Consider the following 23,043-nt stretch of genomic DNA (forward strand, 5'->3'; position numbering starts at 1 on the left):
ATTTTTATGTCAGAGCACGCACATACAACAGAAGGCCACGAACATGGCGAACACGCAGGAATGAATAAATCCAAAATCTGGAAAGTAGCAGGTATTTTATCTCTAATTACCGGTATCGAATTTATTATAGCGCTTTGGGCTATACCTGGCGGACATATTCCTCAGCATATTGGAAACTATATTTATATTGCTTTAACCTTGGTAAAGGCATTTTATATTGTTGCTTATTTTATGCACTTGAAATTTGAAAAACTGGGCTTACAGCTTGCATTAACCGTTTCATTTATATTCATTATTTACTTTATTGTGCTAATGCTGATAGAAGGAAACCATTTAAATGCAAATATGTTCTTCAATCATTAATGAAAAGAAACCCTATAAAGAAGGTATTAATCCTGGTAAGCATATTAGCTATACCGGGATTTTTATTTTTTTACTTATTGCCCCATTTTGCCAAGAACCGCTATAAAAGCCTGCCCATATACGGCGAAAAGATTGTAGCAAGCACCTTTCATACTGTAAAGGGTAAAAATATTCCAGATACCATTTATCATGTTGTTCCTGATTTTAAGTTCATCAATCAAAACAATGATTCCATTAGCTGGAAATCTTTAGAGAATAAGATTGTGGTGTTAAATTTATTTTATACCAATACTACCGTTAAAGAAGTTAGCAATAACGTTAAGCAAATAGTTGAAAACTATGAAAGAAATCCTTTAATCCGGTTTTTGAGTATATCAGTTGATCCAACCGACGGAGTAGACAAACTTAAATCCTACAGCACATCATTAAGTGCAAAAGCCGATAAATGGAATTTCCTTTCTGGAGATACAAGCCAGATTTATCCTTTTATTAGAAAAGGTTTACGCTTGGACGTAATTGCCCATGGTGATACAGATAAGGATAAATTTATTTATGGAAACCAAATTGTGCTGTTGGATAATCAACATCGCATAAGAGGTTATTATGAAGCGACAAATCCTGACGCTTTAGCCAAGCTTGATGACGAAATAAAAGTTCTTGTTGCCGAAGATCTGAGAAATATAAAAGACGGCAGATAATATTTAAAAATACCCCCCATGAACAACAGTCCGATTGAAAAGCAATACAGCAAATGGATCATTTTACTTTCTATTGTTATACCCGTTGCAGTAGCCGTATTGTTTTTTGTGAAAATACCCAACGCTAAGCCTTTACCTTTTCTGCCACCAATTTATGCAACCATTAATGGGATTACAGCTGTTTTATTAATTGTTGCAGTTTGGGCAATTAAGAATGGTAAAATTACCCTGCATCAAAACTTAATGAAAACAGCTATCGGCTGTTCATTATTGTTTTTGGTCATGTATATTGCCTACCATATGACTACACCTTCTACAAAATTTGGGGGCGATGGCGCTGTTAAATATGTTTATTTCTTTATTTTATTAACACATATCCTGCTTTCAATAGCCATTATCCCGTTGGTATTAATTACCTATGTAAGGGCATTGGCCGAAAGATTTGACAGGCATCGTAAAATAGCCAGAATAACTTTTCCTTTATGGCTTTATGTAGCCATTACCGGAGTAGTGGTTTACCTGATGATTTCTCCTTATTATATTTATTAATAAAGAAATTTAATTGTTGCTCTTTATTAATGATTTTATACTCTGATTCAAAAGTTAATATTTAGGAAATTAAATTTTTGTGCGTCAGTTTTTGTATAATTGAATTTCGTAACGGATATACCCTGTATGAAATTCGATGTAATTGAGACTGGCCAGGATTTAATTAACCTTTTCGAAAGGAAAGATGCTAACCGTTTCGCTCTTTTTTATAACCAATATTTTCAGAAACTTTTATTAATCTGTGATAAATATGTTCATGAAATGCCTGTTGCTGAAGAAATTGTCCATGATGTTTTCATAAAAATATGGGAAAATCCATATAAACTTGCTGAGGTAAGATCTTTAAAATCTTATTTATATAAAAGCACCATAAATGCATCCATTAATTATATTGGGAAACAAAAAAACATCCTTGTGTACGAAGAACACATGCCGGAGCAAATAACTGAGGAAGATCTGGATGCTTTAGACCGGGAAAATTCTCTAATTGTTTTGCTATATCAGGAGATCGATAAATTGCCCGAACAATGTAAAAAAGTATTTAAAATGAGTCGTTTTGAACTTTTAAAATACAAAGAAATTGCATTGAAATTAAATATTTCAGAACGTACAGTAGAAAATCATCTTCGGGCAGCGCTTAAAGTACTAAAAGTACGACTCTCAGAAGCGGCTAAACAAACAAATTTAAAACCTGGAGAGGTTGTTAAATTTATGACTCTTTTTCTTTATTAGTCGTTTATCTAAGGCTATCTAAAAGCTTTTAGTGACTGTTTCATAATTATTTTTATTTTTTTTAAAAAAAAGAAGAAATACACTAGGGGTTTTTTCATTTTTTATTGTCTTGCATGTAACCTAAACAAACTACATGCTTTCTGAACCAAATTCGCTGGATTTAATCATCCGGTATTTTAATGATGCGGAAAATCCTACCCTGAAAAAGCAAATACAGGATTTTAGAGCTGAATCAGCTGAAAATAATTTATATTTTCTGAAGATTGAACAAATTTGGAATAACGCTGCTAAAGCAGGGCGTTTAAATCTTGTTGACATTGAGACATCTCAAAAACGTTTCAAAAATGATATAAGAAAAATAACACCTGCCCGCATAAGGCCTTTAAGCTGGATCTTATCAGCTGCCGCTGCTTGTTTGGTTATTGCGATGGGCTATTGGTTTTATGCCTTAAATAACGAAGAGCATTTAATTGTTAAAACAACTAAAGATCAAATTGACTCTGTGGTGCTTTCTGACGGTTCTAAAATAATCCTGGCCAGCAATACTTCCATTTCCTATCCTGAAAAATTTAAAAAAGATAAACGGATTATATCGTTAAATAAAGGTGAGGCCTTTTTTAAGGTTTTCAGAGATGAGAAACATCCGTTTCAGGTACACATGGGCGCCTCGCACATTCAGGTATTAGGTACCTCTTTCAATATAGGGTATTCTCCTGTTGCCATTAATTTAACTGTAAAAACCGGACGAGTAATGTTTACGCCATTTAATGGTGCTGTATCATCTATTTTAATCGCGGGGCAGAATATTAACTATGATTTAAATACAAAACAACTTGCTGCAATGCTATCGCAAAATGGAGATGCCTGGATTACCCGAGAATTGAAATTTGTAGATACACCACTTAAAGAAGTTTGCAGGCAACTCAGTACCTATTACAAAATTGATTTTGTTTTAGAGGATGATAAGGGTGTATATGAAAAATTTAACGCAAGTTTTAATAACATCAGTTTAAATGAAGTACTGGTCGCACTAAAGGAAGCATACCGGGTAAAAATTAAAAGAGAAAATAATCGAATAATCATTAAACCCCATTAAAAAAAAGAAAACCAAAACTACTTAAACAACCAACCACTAATCAATTAAATTATAAACTAATAAACTATGGAGAAAAATCTCTACAAAAGACATGCTGGAACCAAGTTGCACCGAATGGTGCTGCTGCTGTGCGCAATCTTGTGGGGCATAACAGCTCAAGCTGATGCAAGACAAGCGAAATTAATGCCTGAAAGATTGGATAATTATCTAAAAAAAGTTGAATTGGCTTACAAAGTAAATTTTGTATATGATGCCGATAAAATTAATAAAAGCGCAATAATTAATGTGCCTGAGAAATTTACCTCTATTACACAGGCACTGGATCCTTTAACCGAAAATAACATTGCTTACAAACTAATAGGCAAACAAGTTATTTTAAGGTTTCAACCATCGGCAGAAATACAAACTAAAGAAGTTATTGTAAAAGGTAAAGTTCGCGATAAAAAGGATGGAACCACTTTACCTGGTGTAAGCGTTCGAGAGAGGGGCACAAAAAATGCCAGTTCAACCAACTCATCAGGAGAGTATCAGATTAAAGTTAAAGAAGGTGGGATATTAATTTTTTCATCCATTGGCTATAAAACACTTGAAATTGCTATAAATGGGAGAACAACAATTGATATTTCTCTTGAAGAAGATGCTGCTCAGTTGAAAGAAGTTAATGTGGTATCTACAGGTTATCAAACATTAGAAAAGAAAACCTTCACGGGCTCGTCTACCTTAGTTAAAGCGCAAGATGCTGAAAGAGCTGGTGTTACAGATATAAGCAGAATGCTTGAAGGACAAGTGGCTGGGGTAACTGTACAAAACGTGTCGGGTACATTTGGAGCTGCGCCAAAAATTAGAGTTCGTGGTGCAACTTCTTTTTCGGGTGATAATAAGCCTCTTTGGGTTGTTGATGGGATTATCCTGGAAGATGTGGTCAATATTTCTAATGAAGCACTAACGACAGGGGATGCGAATACTTTAATCGGATCTTCCGTTGCCGGATTAAACCCTGACGACATTGAATCCTTTAATATATTAAAAGATGCTGCCGCCACCGGTATGTATGGCGCAAGGGCTATGAATGGGGTAATTGTTGTTACAACTAAAAAAGGTAGACAAACTGAGGGTGCCCCGAGAATAACCTATTCTGGAAATTTCACAACTTACTCTAAACCAGTTTATTCAGATTTCGATATCTTAAATTCAGCAGATCAGATGGCTGTAATGATAGAAATGCAAAATAAGGGTTATTATCAGATCCCAAATGCTTCCAGGGGAACTTCTGGAGGTGTATTTTATAAAATGTATAATCTGTTATATAACTATGACCCAGTTAGTGATACTTATGCATTGAAAAATGATAATGCAAGTAAAACCAATTTCCTATCGAGGTATGCTAATGCCAATACAGACTGGTTTGATGTTTTGTTTAAAAATTCATTACAGCAGGAACATTCATTAAGTGTAAGTTCGGGTACCGAAAAATTTCAGAGTTATGCCTCAACTTCATTTTTAAATGATGCAGGAGTAACGATAGGTAATAGTGTGAACCGGTTTACAGGAAATTATAGAGCCAATTTTAAACTTAGTGATAAATTAAGTGCAGAATTGTTATCTAACGGATCGATTAGAAACCAGAAAACACCTGGTGCTACATCGCTACAATCAGATCCGGTTTATGGAAATTATTATAGAAATTTTGACATCAACCCTTATAGTTATGCATTGGGTACAAGTAGAATTACAACGGCTTATGATGAGAATGGAAATTTAGAATACTTTAGACAAAATAGTGCTCCTTTCAACATCATTAATGAGGTTAATACAAATTCTTTGTCTCTTGGTATGATTGATTTTAAAGTTCAGGGTAATGTAAACTATAAAATTATTCCAAGTTTAACCTATTCTGTTAATGGTGCTTACAGGTTTACTAAAACCGAAAGCCAGATCTCAATTTTGGAGAATTCTAATATGGCAACATCCTTTAGAACAATCGATGATGCAACATCTGCTGCAGCGAATGGAAATCTATACACAGATCCGGATATTCCAAACAGTTTGCCTATTAGCGTAGTGCCCAAAGGAGGTTTTTATAAAATCTCTACCAACAACCTAAAGTCATACTATTTCAGACAGTCGTTACAATACAACCAAACCTTTAATAAAGACCATAATATTGCAGGATATGGAGGTATGGAGGTTAGGTTTGCCGATAGGCAAGATGAGTTTTTTGATGGCGTTGGGTATCAATTTGGTAATGGAGGATTGGTAACTTCAAATTACAATTACTTTAAACAAGCTACTGAAACAGGAAAGCCATATTTTGGAATGGGGAATGGTTTCGACAGGTATGTTGCTTACATGGCCAATGGAAGTTATACCTATAAAGAAAAGTATACTTTGAAATTGTCTGGCCGTTATGATGGATCCAATTTAATGGGGAAAAGTGCTCAGGCAAGATGGTTACCAACCTGGAATGTATCAGGAAGCTGGAATATTAATGAAGAAAGCTTCTTTCCTAAAAGCGATATCTTAACAGGAGCAAAACTAAGAGCATCTTACGGTTTAGTTGCCAGTATTGGAAGCGCAACAAATTCTGCCGCTGTATTTTATAATAGAAACTCTTACCGAAATAATGTTTTTGATCAGGAAGTACAAACATTCATTTCAAACCTGGAAAATCAGGATTTAACCTGGGAAAAAACGAAAGATTTGAATATTGGATTAGACTTATCCTTATTAAAGGATAGGGTAAATGTTTCCATTGATGTTTATAAAAGAAATATATATGATTTAATTGGTTCAATACAAACTTCTGGTATCGGTGGTGAATACACCAAAATGGCCAATTATGGTAAAATGAAAGGGCAGGGTTTAGAATTTGCAATTTCTGGAAATGTAATACAGAACGATTCCTTTAAATGGAGAACCAATTTTAATTTTGGATACAACACAAATAAAATCACTAAGCTGGATATAAATCCAAGTGTTTGGAGATCAGTTTCTTCAAATGGCTCTCCTGTAGTGGGATATTCTTCGAGAAGTTTATTCTCCGTGCAATTTGCCGGATTAGATCATGATTATGGATACCCGACATTTATTGGTTTAGATGGAAGAAAAACCACCTATGTTAATTTACAGAGTAATAATTTAACTTATTTAAAATATGAAGGACCAATAGATGCAACGTTTGCCGGTGGTTTTTATAATCAATTTACATATAAAAGCTTTACTCTATCGGCATTAATAGGGTTTTCTGCAGGTAATGTTCTACGTCTTAACCCAACTATCAAAAATAGTTATGATGATATGACATCGATGACCAGGGATATATTAAATAGATGGGTTATGCCTGGCGACGAGAAATTTACTTCAATTCCAGCGATCTTAGACCCGCTTTCGGCTGCTAAAATAGTAAATGCCGATGGAGGATCAGTTGACTCAAGGTATCCGTATAATCTATACAACTATTCAACTGAAAGGGTTGTTAAAGGCGATTATATTAAACTAAGACAAGTGTCTTTCGGCTATAATATTCCGAAAAGTATTTATTCGAAATTGAAAATGACCAATGCATCGTTGTCTATCGTAGGAAACAATCTTTGGTTAATATATGCCGATAAACGTCTGAATGGTCAGGATCCGGAATTTTATACTTCGGGAGGGGTTGCTTTACCTGTAGCCAGACAGTTTACCCTATCATTAAAAATTGGTTTTTAATTTAATTAGTTATGAAAATATTTAAAATATCAAAGTTTGTAATATTAGGTTCTGTTTTAGTTCTTACAGCTTCTTGTAAGAAATACCTGGAAACTGCACCTGATAATAGAACAGAAATAAATACAATAGAAAAAGTATCTCAGTTATTAGCAACTGCATATCCAACTTATGATTATGTAGCCTTTGCAGAATCGGCTTCAGATAATGCAGAAGATAAAGGCGTAGGTATAGGAAATCTCGATGAGAGAACAGACGTACCTTATTCTTGGGCCGATCTTCTGGGTTCTGATTCTGACCGTCCATCTGGGTATTGGAATGCATCTTATGAATCGATAGCAGCAGCTAATCAGGCACTGGCGTCAATTGAGAAAGAAAACCTTGGTGCAGCGGCCTTGCCGTATAAGGGAGAGGCCTTAGTTGCAAGAGCCTATGCACACTTTATGCTGTCCATATTTTTTGCAAAACCATACGAGAAAGGAGGCGCTAATAATTCTCCTGGTATTCCCTATATAACCACGCCTGAAACTAAAGTTTTGGTTAATTATAGCAGAGGTACGGTTCAATCAACGTATGCGCAAATTCAAAAAGATTTAGAAGATGGAATTAAGCTATTATCAGTTTCCGCCTACAAATCGCCTAAATTCCATTTTACACCTGCCGCGGCCAATGCCTTTGCTTCCAGATTTTATCTTTTTATAGGAGACTGGCAGAAAGCAATAGATGCAGCTTCATTAACAGTACCGGGTAACGATTTTGTAAATAATATGAGAAGGTACACCACCGACTTGAAAAGTATAACAAATGAAGAGTTTAGAACAAATTTTAATGGTAGTGCACAAAAATATAATCTATTAATCGCCAATTGTTACTCTACCTATTTTTCTTTTGGTTCTTCGCCAAGACATGGTTATGGACCAAAACTGGTAAAAATGTTTACACAAAAAAATGTAACAGGAAAAGTGTTGGCAAATAGAGTTTTATCCTATACTTCAAATGATTATACCACGTATAAATACAAAGGTTACTTTTTTAATACCGGACCAGGTATTGGTTACAATTTATGCTATACACCATTATTAACAGTTGATGAGGCTTTGATGAACAGAGCAGAAGCTTACGTTGAAGCAAATCAGTTCGATAAAGCATTAAAGGATATTAATGATTTTATGAGTGTTAGAATTACTGGATTTAACCCATCAACTGATGCAGTTACATTAGCTAAAATTAAAGCTTTTTATTTAATTGATGATCCCAAAGAAGGTTTAATCAAGACCATTTTAGATGCGAAGAAAGCAGAGTTTTTACAAGAAGGCATCAGGTGGTTTGATATTGTTAGACGGAGATTAACGGTTGTTCATAATATTTTTACAACAACATCAGAAACATTTGTAGAGTTAGCACCAAATGATCCTCGCAGGCTTTTCCAATTGCCTTTAGAAGTAAACTTGTCTGGTATTGAACTTAATCCAAGATAATAAGAATATGAAAACATTATATAAATTAATAGGGTTTATAGCAGTACTTGTACTGACAATTTCCTGTAGAAAAACAGAAACTGTTGAGGCTGATTTATCCAAATTTAACCCTGACAATCCAACCACAAATACGCTTTTAGACCAATGGTTGAAATCAAGTTTTTTAGATCCATACAATATTGAGGTAATATATAGATATAACAGATACTATCATGGCAATACGGCAAATGTGGTTCCAAGTAATCTGAATAATATACAGCCTACCATGCAAATTGTTTTAGATGGATTTATTAGCCCATACCTAAAAGTTGCAGGCAATAATTTTACCAAAACCTATATGCCAAAAGAATGGGTTTTATTTGGTTCTTATTCTTATGCAGACGCAAATGATCCAGGTGTTGCAGGTACAGCAGCAGCAGGAAGAAGAATTACCCTTTATGGATTAAATGATTACCAGCCTTTACCAGCAGGCCAATTTTATGCATGGGATAGACATAGAATTATGCACCATGAGTTTGGACATATTTTAAATCAAATTATTCCAATTCCAACCGATTGGGAGGCTATTTCGAAAGGATTATACAAACAGCCTTATAAAGATACCCCAATTGCAACGGCGCATGCTAATGGTTTTGTAACCAGCTACGCCAGCGGACAGCCAACTGAAGACTATGCTGAAACAATAAGCTGGGCGCTAATTAATGGTCAGGCATGGTATGACTATTGGGCAAATACATCATCAGCAGAAGGTAAAAATAGATTAATTCAAAAAGAATTAAATGTTATAAACTACTATAAAAGCTTAGGCATAAACTTTAAAGATTTGCAAAAAGAAGTTCAATTGTACATGAAAAATAAATTGAATTTAAATGAGTCTCGGTTTTCGTATTGGTTAGGTCAAAAGCTTTATTCTTCTATAATGATCAATTTAGATGAGGATGTTTATAAAACTTATGGCATCTCTACTGATTTTACTACCGTTTATGAAGGCGTTAGAACAGGAGTTGCAGCTGTAGGTAATGCTAATCGCCGTCTAAATTACATCAGATTAGATTTTCCTACAGCAACCACTATGGCTGTAAATGTTAATTATACCAGTACTGCAGGAAGTGTATCTGACGCTAAATATGCCTTCAATGTTGCTATAAATCAAACAACAGGAGAAGTTAAATTTACTAACGGCACTGCCGGAGGCACTGATGCTCCATGGGTTGCTAATGCTAATACAATAAAACCGGGGGTTCAGGTTTTCCTTGATTATTTACTTAATAACACATTTGTGGCAGATTGGTTACCCGCTAATATTAACGGCGATAATTACATGAAGTATGGAGGGTTTTATTTAAAAGCAACACCTGGTAATTATTTTTATGGTCAATTAGCTTATTAATAATATGAAGAATATGAAAAAAATATTATTTTATATTTCAGTCCTAATCATTGTGATCTCGGGCTGTAAGAAGAGTTCTTACGTGCCAGCGTTTGATAAAACACCTCAAGAACGCGCTGGAGAGCAGATTGCATTGGTATCTACTACTTTAACTTCAGCACCAAACGGATGGATAGCAACTTTGCCTACGCAGGCAGGAGGCGGTTATTCTTTTTATATGACTTTTGATAATAATCAAAATGTGGTGATGTATAGCGATATGACGAATACAAGCGCGGCAACTGGCGCTAAATCCTATTATAGGATAAAGCAAGATTTGGGTACTGATTTGGTTTTTGATAGTTACAACTACATCTCAATGCTCGATGATCCAAACTCTGATGTTTTAGGCGGCGCCAGTAAAGTTGGTTACAGTAGTGATATTGACTTTATTTACGACCGATCATCGGCTGATAGCATTATATTTATCGGTAAAAAGTACAGGCAACCTTTTAAATTAGTTAAAGCAACTGCAGCCCAAAAGGCCATTTACGAAGCTGGTGGTTTTAAAACAGCCATTGATAGGGTTCAAAACTTTATTACTACAAATAAATTTCCATACCTGGAAATTCCATCAGGCTCTTCAGTTTTAAAAGCCGGAATTGCATTTAATACCACAAATAATTTAACATCCGGTAAAAGGATAACATTGACGGGTGTATTGGCGGATGGAGTTACAGCCACAAGTGGTGTTGGGAAATTCTCTTTCTCATTGGATGGAGGAGATATCTTAAATGCTGGCCTAACTTACGGTGGCATTAGCTTCGTGAAATTTAGCTGGAAAGACGCAACTACTTTAGCTTTTTACGATTCAACTGGGAAAGAATATATTGTTAAAAATAGCCCAAGCCCGGTTACACCGTTATTTATATTATTAGGCTCGGCTTATACTGTAGTTTCATTACCAAATGCAGCAACTTACCAAGGTTGGGGTGCAGATTATGTTGCCAGAAGAGCAGCGTCTGATGCCGCTTTTTTTGCAGCATATAAAATTCATGTCGAAAATATGGTTTACACTTTTAATGAGAGCTTTAAAAAACTTACTTTAACGGTTAACATTCCACAAACAAATACAACAACAGGAGCCATAACACAATATGTAGGTACGCTAAATTATACATACACAAAAACGAGTAATGGTGTATATAAATTTACATATGTTGATTATGGGACCAATGGAGACTTAGTTAATACTTACTGTGCACCATTATTGGCACAGCGTTTAAATGTAGACACTTTTACTGTAGATTATATGATTAATAGTACTACTGGCGCTCTAATGGCAATATTTACAAGTGTTCAAAACCCAGCATTCAGCTTTACAGGTAATTTATAAATTCAATCCGCTCTCAAAGAGACCCCAGCCTAAAAATTGGGGTTTTTTATAATAAAAAACTTTTAACAGAATTTTAGCTTTTGAAAGCAATACTCTCAGTACTTATCTATTAAAATAACAACAATAATTTAACTCTTTAATCTAAATTAACATGAAGAAAATCAAAATGCTATTGTCAATTGCTATGCTTGTAGGCATAATTGTAGTTGCCTGTAAAAAGTCTGAATTTATTAGTAACGATAAAAAATCTAATGATCTATTAAAAACATCTAAATATTTAACTGGTCCGAATGGAGAACTCGTGTCTATTGATCCGAATAAACCTTTAGAATTGCAAACAATGGAGCTTTTCGCAGGGTATGAGTTTTCGTCTGTTCAGTTACCTAATAATGAATATGATGCATCTGTTTTGGTTGCGCCGTTGATGACTAACTCTAGACAATATTTTTATGATGCTGGTTTGTCTAGTTTTGATTTAATTGATGAGTTCTCATCATTAAATAATTACCAAATTGCATATGTTGCTTTTCAGCTCCGGGCAATTGATGCTGAAGGAGGATGGTCAATCCCAGGGTGTAATTCTGATAGTAAAGTAATAAAGTGCATAGTTCAGTCTTTAATTCCATGTACAATCATGGACTTTTTTCAAGGAGAGGCTCGAGATCTGTTAATTAGCGGTGGATTTAGAGCTGGATTTAATGCTTTAAGTTATGGTGCTAAAAAGTCTGTAGTCAAGGTTCTTGCTACAAGGGCTGGACAAATGTTTGGTGGTGGTGGATTAGCATTAACATTTTTTGTATATGATTTTAGCCTTTGCATGCTAACTGGAAGTGAAGCAACAGATCCAAATAATAAGCCTGATATACCCGAAGGGAGCATGCTTAGAAATGACTTAGTTGATGACAATGCCCAAATGATGTTTCCCTTAAATTATAATGATAATGTATTTTTTACAAAATACTATACTCATTTAGGTAATTATTTAGGTACAAGTGGAAGTAACATAGCTAAACCGTTAACACACATTTATTATAACTCATCAGATTCAAGATATTATAAAGACGCATTGTTCACTAAAATTTTACCAGATGGCTTTTATATTCTAACTGAGGATATGAATATCTCTAATTCTTCTCAAAAATATAGGGAGGTTGTAGATGGGAAAGTTGTTTTAGTTGCTACTGTCATTGACCTTGATCTATATAGAGCCTTAGAAACATTTGATCCTGCAACTCATTTAGCATTTTTTCAATAACGAAACTATTTATTATCAATTCCTAATTCAAAGCCTTACCCTAAAAAGTGAGGCTTTATTGTTTTATATCAATTTTATAGAAGCTGCCAATGACTATTTAAGGCCTTAGCGTAATTTTGAATAGAAAAAATATCTTTGTTGATATATTTCATTAATTTTTGACTCAAGAACCAAAATAATTATCTATTATTGATATACCATCCCCCATGGCAGCGGTAAAAGATAAAAGAGGATTTAAAAGGGCTTGTTTTGAATAAGAAAAATGAAGATAATCTGGAATTGTTAAAGAAAATAGCCGAAGGGGACGAAAAAGCCTTTGCTGTTTTATTTTATCAGTACCTTCCAGTTTTACAATCTTTTGCCCTAAAGTTTACCAAGTCTGACCACGCAACAGAAGAAATTATCCAGGACAGTTTTTTAAAAATCTGGCTTAACCGCGACAAGTTAGAAACGGTTGAAAATGTTAAGGCTTATTTATACAAGTATGTTTCTAACGAATGTTTAAGTTATTTAAGAAAAACACTTAGACAAACCAAAACCATTGATAATTTTAAAAACACGCATTCCGATCATAGTAATGATACTGTTGAAACCATCCATCTTAATGAGGTTAACAAAATAATCAATACAGCTATTGGTGATTTACCTGGCCAACGAAAAAAAATCTATGAGTTAAGTAGGCAGGAAGGCAAAACTATTCCAGAAATAGCGGAAATCCTTAATTTATCGCCAAGCACAGTTAAAAATGCCTTAGTAATTGCATTAAAAACGATAAGGGCAAATTTAGAGCAACATGGAATTACTTTAAATGTGCTTCTAAGCATTGGCTTTTCGGTAAGGTATTTTTTTTTGAAATAATGTCGCTCCAAATCTGCCCGAAACAACATTGATTGCCAATTTGTTTTAATAAATAAAAAATATATTAATATCCGATAGTCCTAAATTTCCTGTGCGGCTTCTTAGTATAAGAATCGTATGGAAAAAAGAATTAGCCATTTATTAAATCAATTTCAGGAAGGTAAGCTTAGTTCTGTTGAAAAACAGGAGCTTTTAGAACTTGTGTCTGCTGATAAAGAGGGAATTAGTGATGAGCTTGTTCATATGATTACGGAGGGAGAAGCGTCCGCAACACCTGCGGGTGCTAATGATAAATGGGAAACTGTACTTCAAAATATTTTGGCTTCTGATAAACCACACAAAATAAAAAGAAGAAAATTACTGCCTGTTTTAAAGTGGGCATCAGCCGCTATTGTACTCATTTCAATCGGTGTAGCTTCCTATTTGTATCGCATTGATAAAACACCAGAAGCACATGTTTTTATTCAGGATGTTTTACCTGGAGGAAATAAAGCTGTTTTGACATTAGCAGACGGTAAAAAAATATCGTTAACAGATGCTGTTACGGGAAATATTGCAAAACAAGCGGGTTTGTCCATAACCAAAACCGCAGATGGGCAATTAATTTATAAGGTATCAGAAGGTGCTAACGAAACTGATGATTCAAAAATAAATACCATTTCCACACCCAGAGGAGGGCAATGGCAAGTGCAATTGCCTGATGGGTCTGTTGTATGGTTAAATGCAGCTTCTTCTTTAACTTATCCTTTAAGTTTTGCTTCTGCTAAACAGCGTGTGGTTGAGCTAACGGGGGAGGCTTATTTTGAAGTCGCAAAGGATAAATTACATCCATTTATTGTTCGTACAGCCAAGCAGGAAGTTGAAGTTTTAGGCACTCATTTCAATATAAACTGCTATGCAGATGAATATGTAACTAAAACAACCTTACTTGAGGGGAGTGTTCGCGTATCGCATAATGCCACGCATGATACAGAAATATTAAAACCAGGAGAGCAATCGGTTTTATCAAATACAGGTATTAACATAAAAGGGATTGATGTAGAAGAAGCAATAGCCTGGAAAAACGGCTACTTTATGTTTAATAACGAGAAGCAAGAAAGTGTAATGCGTAAAATTTCCAGATGGTATAATGTGGAAATTGAATATGCGGATACTGATGCAAAAGAAGTGATGTATTACGGAACTGTAGGTCGTTTTGGAAAAGTATCGCAGGTATTAAGAAAACTTGAACAAACCGGAGAAGTTCGGTTTGAGATTAAAGACAATAAAATTATCGTTTACAAAGAAGATAATAAAAAATAAATGTTGAAGGACTAACCAGCCTTTGTTATAACATTAAAAGCGTACCATACTAATTATTAATCAACAAACTTAACCGAACAAACATGAAGAAAATCACACTAAAAACTTAGATTACAGGTTATATAGAAACAAAACAGGAGTGTTATTGAAGTAACACCCCTATTTCTGTGTATCTGTTAACCAACCGGTATACACCGGACATCGATCAAAAAAATCAATTATTTCTTGGATTAACCGCGAAACGCTTTTTAGCGCTTAAACAAATCAGTGTTTCGCACAAAAAACAGACTATCAAATGTATAAAATTTATACCAGAATTTTGTGTATGCCTCCTGGCTACATACCTAAATTATTATTAATGATGAAGTTAGTTACGGTCATATTGCTCGCCTCGCTTATGCAAGTAAGCGCCGCTTCTTTTGGTCAACTGGTTACGTTGAAAGAAAAAAACGTAACATTAGAAAAACTATTTAAAGAAATCAGAACACAATCAGGGTATGACGTTTTATTATCCACTAATAAAATCAAAAGTACAACACTGGTTAATGCTGATTTTAACAATGCCACTATAGAAGTTATTATGGATAAAATTCTATCAGGTAAGGATTTAACTTATTCGATAGAAGATAAAACCATTTTAATTAAACCAAAAGATAAAACCATCTTCGATAAAATTGTAGGCTATTTTGCTGTTATAGAAGTTAAAGGTAAAGTTTTAGGTGAAGATGGAACAGGTATGCCGGGTGTGAGCATCCGCGAAAAAGGCATAAACAATTCTGCAACAACCAATTCGAATGGTGAATATACCATTAGAGTTGATGAAAAAGCAACTTTGGTTTTCAGTTACGTAGGTTATAACACAGTAGAAACTGCTGTAAACGGACGTACTACAATTAATGTTAGCATTAAAGAAAATGTTAATGATTTAAAAACGGTTGATGTAGTATCTACTGGATATCAGAACTTAAACAAAAAATTATTTACCGGATCAGCAACTGCTTTAAAAGGCTCGGATGTTAAACAAGATGGTATCACCGACGTAAGTCGTATGCTTGAAGGCCGTGTTGCGGGGGTTTCGGTTCAAAACGTATCCGGAACTTTTGGTGCTGCGCCAAAAATTCGTGTTCGTGGTGCAACTTCAATTACAGGTGATAATAAACCTTTATGGGTGGTTGACGGAGTAATTTTGGAAGATGTGGTAAACATTTCCAATGAGCAATTATCATCAGGTGATGTAAGCACGCTTATCGGATCTTCGGTTGCAGGTATTAATGCCGACGATATTGAAAGTTTTAATATTTTGAAGGATGCTGCTGCAACAGCACAGTATGGTGCTCGTGCAATGAACGGTGTTGTGGTAATTACGACTAAAAAAGGACGTATTGGTAAAACCTTGGTTTCCTATACAGGTAACTTCTCTACATACCTAAAACCAACTTATGATGATTATAACATCATGAACTCTGCAGATCAAATGTCTATTTATTCTGAGTTAGCCCGCAAAGGTTGGTTAAACCATTCTTCAGCATCAAGAGCAGCAGATGGTGGTGTTTTTACAAAAATGTACCAGTTAATTAATACTTATGATGCAACATCAGGTCAATTTGGTTTAGCCAACACGCCTGAAGCAAGAAATGCATTTTTAAGTCGCTATACTACTGCAAATACAGATTGGTTTGACGTTTTATTTAAAAACTCGCTTCAACAAGAACATGCAATCAGTGTATCTTCAGGTACTGAAAAATCGCAATTGTATTTCTCTACCAGTTATTTAAACGATAATGGTTGGGCGGCCGGAAATAAAGTAGAACGCTATACAGCCAATGTAAATGCGGTATTCAACCTGTCAGATAAATTAACACTTAACTTCATTACTACAGGATCTATTCGTAATCAATTGGCACCTGGTACATTAGGCCGTGTAAGTAATCCGGTTGAAGGAAAGTACTCGAGAGATTTTGACATCAATCCTTTTAGTTATGCTTTAAATACAAGCAGAACCCTTACTGCTTATGACTTAAATGGAAACAGAGAGAATTTTAGCAGAAACTTTGCCGATTTTAACATTTTAAATGAGTTAGACAATAACACTTTAGAATTGAGCATGCTTGATTTTAAATTGCAAGGTGGCTTAAATTATAAATTTAGTAAACATTTTAAATATGACTTCTTAGCTTCAATGCGTTATGTTAAAAGCGGCAACGAGCATAAAGTAAGGGAAAACTCTAACATGGCTGCGGCTTACAGAGCTAATGGCGATTCATTTATACAGGATAACAACAGGTTCTTATTCCGCGATCCTGAACATTCTGAATTGCAGCCGGTAGTTGTACTGCCTTATGGAGGTTTTTATGATACTACAGATGATTTCTTGAAATCTTATATGGTCAGAAACTCTGTTGAATATGATAACACCATTAATGAAGATCACCTGATTAATATTTATGCTGTTCAGGAAACAAGACTGGCTAACCGTCAAACCAGATCAAATATTGGCTATGGTTATCAGTTTGATAAAGGGGGTGTACCGTTTGTTGATCCAAATATCATAAAGCAAGCCACGCTGAATAACCTGAATTATTATTCAATGGGTCATAAGTACGACCGCTTTGCTGCCTTTATGGTTAGGGGTGCTTATTCATATAAAGGAAAATATTCATTTAATGCTACCGGTAGATATGATGGATCAAATCAGTTGGGTAGTTCTGCAACAGCCCGCTGGTTACCAACCTGGAACATTTCTGGAGCATGGAATATTGATAAGGAAAACTTTTTTGAAAAGGAGAGTATAACTAACGTTCTTAATCGTGCTACCGTTAGAGCAACTTACGGATTAACAGCCAGTTTAGGAAGTGCTACAAACTCTGCTTTGGTTTTAAAGAACTCAAGCGCATTAAGACCTTATCCAAACGAGATAGAATCAGTAATGAATATCATTTATATTGAAAATAAAGACCTTACCTGGGAAAAGCAATATGAAACCAATGTTGGTTTAGACCTTGGGTTTTTTAAAGATAAGTTAAACTTAACAGTTGATTTATACAATAGAAATGGGTTCGATTTAATCAGTCCTTTAAGAACTTCAGGTATTGGAGGTCAGTTTATTACTGACGCAAACTATGCCGATATGAATACTAAAGGTATTGAGGTAACCTTAAGCGGACCAATTATTAAAACTAAAGACTGGTCTTGGAGAAGTAACATTAATTTTGGCTATAACGTAAATAAAGTAACGAAACTAACCAGTACACCAAACATATTTACATTGGTAGGTGCTGATGGGGGCCCTCAGGTAGGTCATCCTTACCGTGGTTTATATTCTATTGATTTTGTTGGCTTAAATCATGATACTGGCGTTCCGCAGTTTATTAATGAAAAAGGCGAAGTAAGTACGGATGTATACTTACAAAGTTTGGAAACTAAATACCTTAAATATGAAGGTCCTACAGATCCAAAATTAACAGGAGGTTTTTACAATACTGTAAGTTATAAAGGCTTTACATTTAGTTCGTTATTCACATTTTCTGCTGGTAATAAAATTCGTTTAAACCCTGCTTTCGGTGCAAACTATTCGGATTTAGATGCAATGCCTAATGAATTTAAAAATCGCTGGACATTGCCAGGTGATGAGTTGAAAACAAATATCCCTTCTATTCCTGATGTTGAACTTGCAGGTAATATTGCAGGTACATATCCATACAATACCTATAATTATTCTTCAGTTAGAGTAGCAGATGGTGGTTTTATTCGCTTAAAACAAATAGCATTATCCTATGCTTTAAGTCCAAAAATCATCAAAAGTATTGGGGCAAATAACGCTTCAATCAGTCTGGTTGCGAATAACTTCTTATTAATTTATTCAGATAAGAAACTTATGGGACAAGATCCTGAATTTTTTGCATCTGGTGGTGTGGCATTACCAATTCCAAAACAATACACACTGTCTTTAAAAGTTGGCTTCTAATTTAATCTGAAATGAAAATGAAAAAAAATATTATATTCTTATACTCAGCTTTCTTTGCCGTTGTACTGGCATCGGGATGTAAGAAATTTCTGGATCATCAGCCAGATGACCGGACGGAGTTAAATTCTCCAGTTAAAGTTGCCGAGCTATTGGCTAATGCGTATCCCCATGGCAATTACATTACGTTTGCTGAATCCATGAGTGATAATGCAGGTGATAAGGGAACACCTAATAGAGATTTACAAAATTCATCTCCATGGAACTTTAAGGATCAGGTTGATGCAAATTCGGAAGATACACCCCAATTTTACTGGAACTCTTGCTACAAAGCAATTGCAGCAGCAAACTATGCTTTAGAAACGATTGATAAAGCAGGTAATACTGCCGATTATGCAGCCAGCAGAGGAGAGGCCTTAGTAGCCAGAGCGTATGTTCATTTTATGTTGGTTACATTTTTTGCAAAACCTTACGATCCTGCTACTTCTGCTTCAGATCCCGGTATTCCTTATGTTACTGCAGCACAAAAAACGGTAGAAGGTGTTTATACCAGAGGTACTGTGGCTTCAGTTTACGATGCTATTCAAAAAGACCTGGAAGAAGGTTTACCTTTAATTCAGAATAATACGTATCGTGTTCCGAAATATCATTTTACCACGCAGGCTGCCCACGCTTTTGCAACTCGTTTTTATTTATTTAAGAAAGATTACCAGAAAGTAATTGATCATGCAAATACTGTATTTCCAGGAGTAACAGTTGCTGATAACTTAAGGCCATGGAACACAACCTATAATGCGCTTGGTTATTACGAGCTTCAGGCTATCTACACAAACTCAACTGAACCTGCAAATTTGTTATTACAGGAAGCAGCTTCTTATTGGGGCAGAAGTTACGGTGGTTACAATTATGGTTTAAGTTCTTCTGTACTACCCATTTTTAATGCCGCAAATAATCCAAGTAAAAAAGCGCTTGCCATGAGTAATAAAATCTATGGAGGTACCGAAGTTGTTTATAACATTCCAAAATTCAGAGAACATTTTGTAAAAGAAACCATCAGTGCCAATTTTGGTGATGGCTATAATATGGTTCCTTTATTTACCAGTGAAGAGGTTCTGTTTAACCGTGCTGAAGCCAATGCGATGCTGGGTAATAATAGCCAAACTATCGCTGACTTCGATGCTTATTTATCTAAAAGAATTGTGAGTTATAGTGCAACTGCTGATAAATTTACGGAAGCTAAAGCCACAACATTCTTTCCAAATATGCCTATTCGTGATGCCCTTGTGGAGACTGTTTTAAACTTTAAACGCATGGAATATATGCACGAGGGATTAAGATGGTTAGACCTTATAAGATTAAAGAAAACGGTTGTTCATACTTCATTTGATGCCAAAACAGTTATTACGTTAAACGCAGACGATCCGAGAAGAGTAGTTCAAATACCACAAGATGCAGTTGCATCTGGATTAGCAGCTAACCCAAGATAATAATCATAAATATAAAAGTTATGAAAAGTAAAATATTTAAAATATCGCTGGTTGCAATTACAACCATTATGCTCGCATCTTGCAGTAAAAAAGATGATTTATCTCAGGTACCAGTTGGGTTAGGTGGCGACACCTGGGCAAAAGGCCCGATTGATGAGTGGATTAGTACAAATTACACTACCCCTTACAATATTGAAGTTAAGTACAAGTGGGACAGATCTGAACTACCGGAGATTTATAAAAACGTGATCCCAATTAAAGAAGAACTTGTAATACCGGTAATGAGTATTATAAAGAAAACCTGGATTGAGCCTTATGCGGCTATAAAGGGTGAAGACTTTATGAAAAAATACTGTCAGAAACAGTTTTATTTAGCAGGAAGTCCATCTTATAATAGTAACGGTACAATTACTTTAGGTACTGCAGAAGCAGGTAGAAAAATTGTATTACTTGATTTGAATACTTTCGATCCGAACAATAAAGCGGCGGTTAAGCAAATTTTGCACACCATGCACCATGAGTTTGGTCACATTCTTAATCAGAATATTGCAGTAACTCCTGATTATCAAAGAATTACGCCTTCTGATTACACCGCAACGTGGTTTAATATTTTTAGAGGCGCATATTCTTCAAATGCCGTTTTAGATAAAATTATGTATGAGGCTGATTTTTGGGGCAAGGGTTTTATTACACCTTATTCAAGATCAAATAAAGATGATGATTTTGTAGAAGTGTTAGCAACCTTATTAGAGGGCGGACAAGCTAATTTCGACAATATTGTAAACAATCTTTTTGTTTATGACGGATCTTTTATTAAAAGAAACGGAAAAGGCGTTTACGAACAAAATACGGATGCAAGAGCAAAGCTTACTAAAAAGAAAAATATTGTAGTGGCTTATATGAAAGATAGCTGGGGCATAAATTTAACCGATTTACAAGTTAAAACTCAGGCAGCTATTGAAGCAAACTCACCTACAGCAGATTTTAACAGTTTATTAGGGCCAAGCAAAACGTATGGTACTGTAACCATTAATCCTCAAAAATTAACAGGATTATCGCCTAAATTTTTAACGGCCTTTAACACCGCTAATAATGCCATGCTTGCTGCTCCAACTCCTTTATATATAGATAATATTTCTATGATTTTTACCGCTACAAACAGAATGACACTTAGGGTAAATTATTTAAACCCTGCGGCTACAGTTGGTAATGGTTCAAATGCAGATTTTAACTATACAACTACTAACGTAAATGGTGTACTTACATTAACCTATACCAACCCTCAACCAACAAATGCTAATGCCAGAGCTATTGAAGCATATTTGCCAGTATTATTGGCTTATTTCAATAACCAGTCATTTAATGTACGTTGGGTAGATGATATCATTCCGCAATCTAAGAGCATTTTTGGTGGTTTTGTAAAAACAACAGATGCGACTTCGTATTTATTTGGAACATTATAAATTATTTAAAATCGAAATAATGAAAAAGTATTTATTATATTTTTTATTGATATCAATTGCTTTTACAGCTTGTAAAAAGGATAAAACCGCAGCTGAATTGGGCAACCCGGATGAGCGACTGAATGCAGTCCTTACAGGATATCAAACCCAGTTGGCAGGCGCTCAGTTTGGCTGGAAAGGTTATCTGTTAACAGATTCAAAAGTTTCTGCAACGTTTCTTTTTAATTTCACAGATAAAAACAGGGTAACTATGGCTGCAGATTATGCAGCTACCCCTAAAGAAAGCTCATATCGTTTAAAAGCATTGCAAAGACCAACCTTGCTTTTCGATACCTATTCTACCTTACACTTAATAGCAGATCCAAATCCAAATATAATTGGTGGAGATACGGGAGATGGTTATTACTCAGATTTCGAATTTGCTTTCCTTTCATCGAGTGCAGATACGATTAAATTAGAAGGAACCTTTAATAAAAGTAAGTTGATTTTGGTACGTTCAAAGTCTGCTGTTGATAATACTACAGCTTTTACAGCAGTAGACGATATGACAGCAATGCTGAGCAAATTAAGAACTTATTTTAAACGTACAACGATTGGCGGTATTGAAGGTGAGGTTAAACTGGATCCAGCGAACAGAATATTTGGTTTTAATTATTTAGATGGTACAACTTTAAAATCTGTGAGCAGCTACTACTTTGTGGCTGGAACATCCATTATTTTATATGACCCATTGGTTGTCGGTAAAACATCTTTAACTACTATTAATGGAGTTACATATGATGCATCAACTGGTTTTATAAATGCAAGTGCATCAGGAGGAGCTGCTTTACAAATTAAAGAGGCAATAGCCCCACTATCTTATGATCAAACGGTTGCAGCACGGTTTTTAGCAAATCCAGTCCATGGTACATATAATGAAAATTATACCGGATTTACTGTAGATGGGATCAAAGATGCTTATAAAGTTGGAACAATTCCAAATTTCGGTTCTATAGATTATTACCCTAAAATAACAGGACAAGTTTATGGAGCCGTTAGATTTTGGTTGGGTACAGCATATGGAGCTTATGGTCCAGCTGTTACACCAACAGTAAGCGCCGATGGTAAAATCTCCTATACATTAGCTGGTACTTATGGCAATGCACCTGCTTCAATAGCGCCTATTATAACTAACGTAACTAATAACTTTATTAAAACCGGTGGTTTTTACGTCATCCAAACAGACGCTAAAGTTTATGATTTAGTTGCCGTTGCTGATGCAAGAAGCTGGATAACATTCCAGTAAATTTTCCGAATAAGAAACTTTATTAAATTAACACATGCGCTCTCAA

At 35.0% G+C, this 23,043-nt stretch carries 16 protein-coding genes; all 16 read left to right on the plus strand.

The genetic code is table 11. From position 1 onward, the window contains the following. The first annotated feature begins 6 nt into the window (after positions 1-6). The 16 genes from R2Q77_RS15665 to R2Q77_RS15740 all read left to right on the plus strand — a co-directional run bounded on the left by R2Q77_RS15665 (position 7) and on the right by R2Q77_RS15740 (position 22,997). Complete coding sequence (locus R2Q77_RS15665) at positions 7-363, plus strand: cytochrome C oxidase subunit IV family protein (RefSeq protein ID WP_316804667.1); 357 nt, start codon at positions 7-9, stop codon at positions 361-363. Next, positions 363-1,061 carry an SCO family protein gene (locus R2Q77_RS15670; RefSeq protein WP_316804668.1) on the plus strand — a complete coding sequence of 233 codons (699 nt, stop codon included), beginning with the start codon at positions 363-365 and terminating at the stop codon, positions 1,059-1,061. The genes R2Q77_RS15665 and R2Q77_RS15670 overlap by 1 nt, the downstream gene beginning before the upstream one ends. Positions 1,062-1,079: 18 nt before the next feature. Next, positions 1,080-1,610, plus strand: coding sequence for a DUF420 domain-containing protein (locus R2Q77_RS15675; protein WP_316804669.1), 531 nt, complete (start codon positions 1,080-1,082; stop codon positions 1,608-1,610). Positions 1,611-1,736: 126 nt separating this feature from the next. After that, positions 1,737-2,342 carry an RNA polymerase sigma-70 factor gene (locus R2Q77_RS15680; protein WP_316804670.1) on the plus strand — a complete coding sequence of 202 codons (606 nt, stop codon included), beginning with the start codon at positions 1,737-1,739 and terminating at the stop codon, positions 2,340-2,342. Between the two features lie 133 nt (positions 2,343-2,475). Beyond that, the gene (locus R2Q77_RS15685; protein WP_316804671.1) at positions 2,476-3,438 is read left to right on the plus strand and encodes a FecR family protein; all 963 of its coding nucleotides are present in this window, start codon (positions 2,476-2,478) and stop codon (positions 3,436-3,438) included. A 66-nt stretch (positions 3,439-3,504) separates the two neighbouring features. Next, positions 3,505-7,146, plus strand: coding sequence for a SusC/RagA family TonB-linked outer membrane protein (locus R2Q77_RS15690; protein WP_316804672.1), 3,642 nt, complete (start codon positions 3,505-3,507; stop codon positions 7,144-7,146). Positions 7,147-7,157: 11 nt separating this feature from the next. After that, positions 7,158-8,621 carry a RagB/SusD family nutrient uptake outer membrane protein gene (locus R2Q77_RS15695; protein WP_316804673.1) on the plus strand — a complete coding sequence of 488 codons (1,464 nt, stop codon included), beginning with the start codon at positions 7,158-7,160 and terminating at the stop codon, positions 8,619-8,621. Between the two features lie 7 nt (positions 8,622-8,628). Continuing rightward, positions 8,629-10,011 carry a substrate import-associated zinc metallohydrolase lipoprotein gene (locus R2Q77_RS15700; RefSeq protein ID WP_316804674.1) on the plus strand — a complete coding sequence of 461 codons (1,383 nt, stop codon included), beginning with the start codon at positions 8,629-8,631 and terminating at the stop codon, positions 10,009-10,011. Between the two features lie 13 nt (positions 10,012-10,024). Continuing rightward, a complete protein-coding gene (locus tag R2Q77_RS15705; RefSeq protein ID WP_316804675.1) occupies positions 10,025-11,386 on the plus strand; it encodes a DUF4302 domain-containing protein in 1,362 nt (453 codons plus the stop codon). A 151-nt stretch (positions 11,387-11,537) separates the two neighbouring features. Next, entirely contained in the window at positions 11,538-12,641 is a 1,104-nt protein-coding gene (locus R2Q77_RS15710; RefSeq protein WP_316804676.1) for a hypothetical protein, read from the plus strand. A 249-nt stretch (positions 12,642-12,890) separates the two neighbouring features. After that, complete coding sequence (locus tag R2Q77_RS15715; RefSeq protein ID WP_316804677.1) at positions 12,891-13,499, plus strand: RNA polymerase sigma-70 factor; 609 nt, start codon at positions 12,891-12,893, stop codon at positions 13,497-13,499. A gap of 117 nt (positions 13,500-13,616) precedes the next feature. Beyond that, a complete protein-coding gene (locus R2Q77_RS15720) occupies positions 13,617-14,801 on the plus strand; it encodes a FecR family protein (RefSeq protein WP_316804678.1) in 1,185 nt (394 codons plus the stop codon). Positions 14,802-15,159: 358 nt separating this feature from the next. After that, entirely contained in the window at positions 15,160-18,765 is a 3,606-nt protein-coding gene (locus R2Q77_RS15725; protein ID WP_316804679.1) for a SusC/RagA family TonB-linked outer membrane protein, read from the plus strand. Positions 18,766-18,782: 17 nt separating this feature from the next. Next, entirely contained in the window at positions 18,783-20,249 is a 1,467-nt protein-coding gene (locus R2Q77_RS15730) for a RagB/SusD family nutrient uptake outer membrane protein (protein WP_316804680.1), read from the plus strand. A 20-nt stretch (positions 20,250-20,269) separates the two neighbouring features. Further along, complete coding sequence (locus tag R2Q77_RS15735) at positions 20,270-21,712, plus strand: substrate import-associated zinc metallohydrolase lipoprotein (protein WP_316804681.1); 1,443 nt, start codon at positions 20,270-20,272, stop codon at positions 21,710-21,712. Between the two features lie 19 nt (positions 21,713-21,731). Then, positions 21,732-22,997, plus strand: coding sequence for a DUF4302 domain-containing protein (locus R2Q77_RS15740; RefSeq protein ID WP_316804682.1), 1,266 nt, complete (start codon positions 21,732-21,734; stop codon positions 22,995-22,997). Positions 22,998-23,043: the final 46 nt, after the last annotated feature.

The organism is Pedobacter nototheniae (genome assembly GCF_032678625.1).
Lineage (GTDB): Bacteria > Bacteroidota > Bacteroidia > Sphingobacteriales > Sphingobacteriaceae > Pedobacter > Pedobacter nototheniae_A.

Excerpts from the sequence above, each read along its gene's own strand:
- R2Q77_RS15665 (WP_316804667.1), top strand. The coding sequence starts at position 7 with ATGTCAGAGCACGCACATACAACAGAAGGCCACGAACATGGCGAACAC.
- R2Q77_RS15670 (WP_316804668.1), top strand. The coding sequence starts at position 363 with ATGAAAAGAAACCCTATAAAGAAGGTATTAATCCTGGTAAGCATATTA.
- R2Q77_RS15675 (WP_316804669.1), top strand. The coding sequence starts at position 1,080 with ATGAACAACAGTCCGATTGAAAAGCAATACAGCAAATGGATCATTTTA.
- R2Q77_RS15680 (WP_316804670.1), top strand. The coding sequence starts at position 1,737 with ATGAAATTCGATGTAATTGAGACTGGCCAGGATTTAATTAACCTTTTC.
- R2Q77_RS15685 (WP_316804671.1), top strand. The coding sequence starts at position 2,476 with ATGCTTTCTGAACCAAATTCGCTGGATTTAATCATCCGGTATTTTAAT.
- R2Q77_RS15690 (WP_316804672.1), top strand. The coding sequence starts at position 3,505 with ATGGAGAAAAATCTCTACAAAAGACATGCTGGAACCAAGTTGCACCGA.
- R2Q77_RS15695 (WP_316804673.1), top strand. The coding sequence starts at position 7,158 with ATGAAAATATTTAAAATATCAAAGTTTGTAATATTAGGTTCTGTTTTA.
- R2Q77_RS15700 (WP_316804674.1), top strand. The coding sequence starts at position 8,629 with ATGAAAACATTATATAAATTAATAGGGTTTATAGCAGTACTTGTACTG.
- R2Q77_RS15705 (WP_316804675.1), top strand. The coding sequence starts at position 10,025 with ATGAAAAAAATATTATTTTATATTTCAGTCCTAATCATTGTGATCTCG.
- R2Q77_RS15710 (WP_316804676.1), top strand. The coding sequence starts at position 11,538 with ATGAAGAAAATCAAAATGCTATTGTCAATTGCTATGCTTGTAGGCATA.
- R2Q77_RS15720 (WP_316804678.1), top strand. The coding sequence starts at position 13,617 with ATGGAAAAAAGAATTAGCCATTTATTAAATCAATTTCAGGAAGGTAAG.
- R2Q77_RS15725 (WP_316804679.1), top strand. The coding sequence starts at position 15,160 with ATGATGAAGTTAGTTACGGTCATATTGCTCGCCTCGCTTATGCAAGTA.
- R2Q77_RS15730 (WP_316804680.1), top strand. The coding sequence starts at position 18,783 with ATGAAAAAAAATATTATATTCTTATACTCAGCTTTCTTTGCCGTTGTA.
- R2Q77_RS15735 (WP_316804681.1), top strand. The coding sequence starts at position 20,270 with ATGAAAAGTAAAATATTTAAAATATCGCTGGTTGCAATTACAACCATT.
- R2Q77_RS15740 (WP_316804682.1), top strand. The coding sequence starts at position 21,732 with ATGAAAAAGTATTTATTATATTTTTTATTGATATCAATTGCTTTTACA.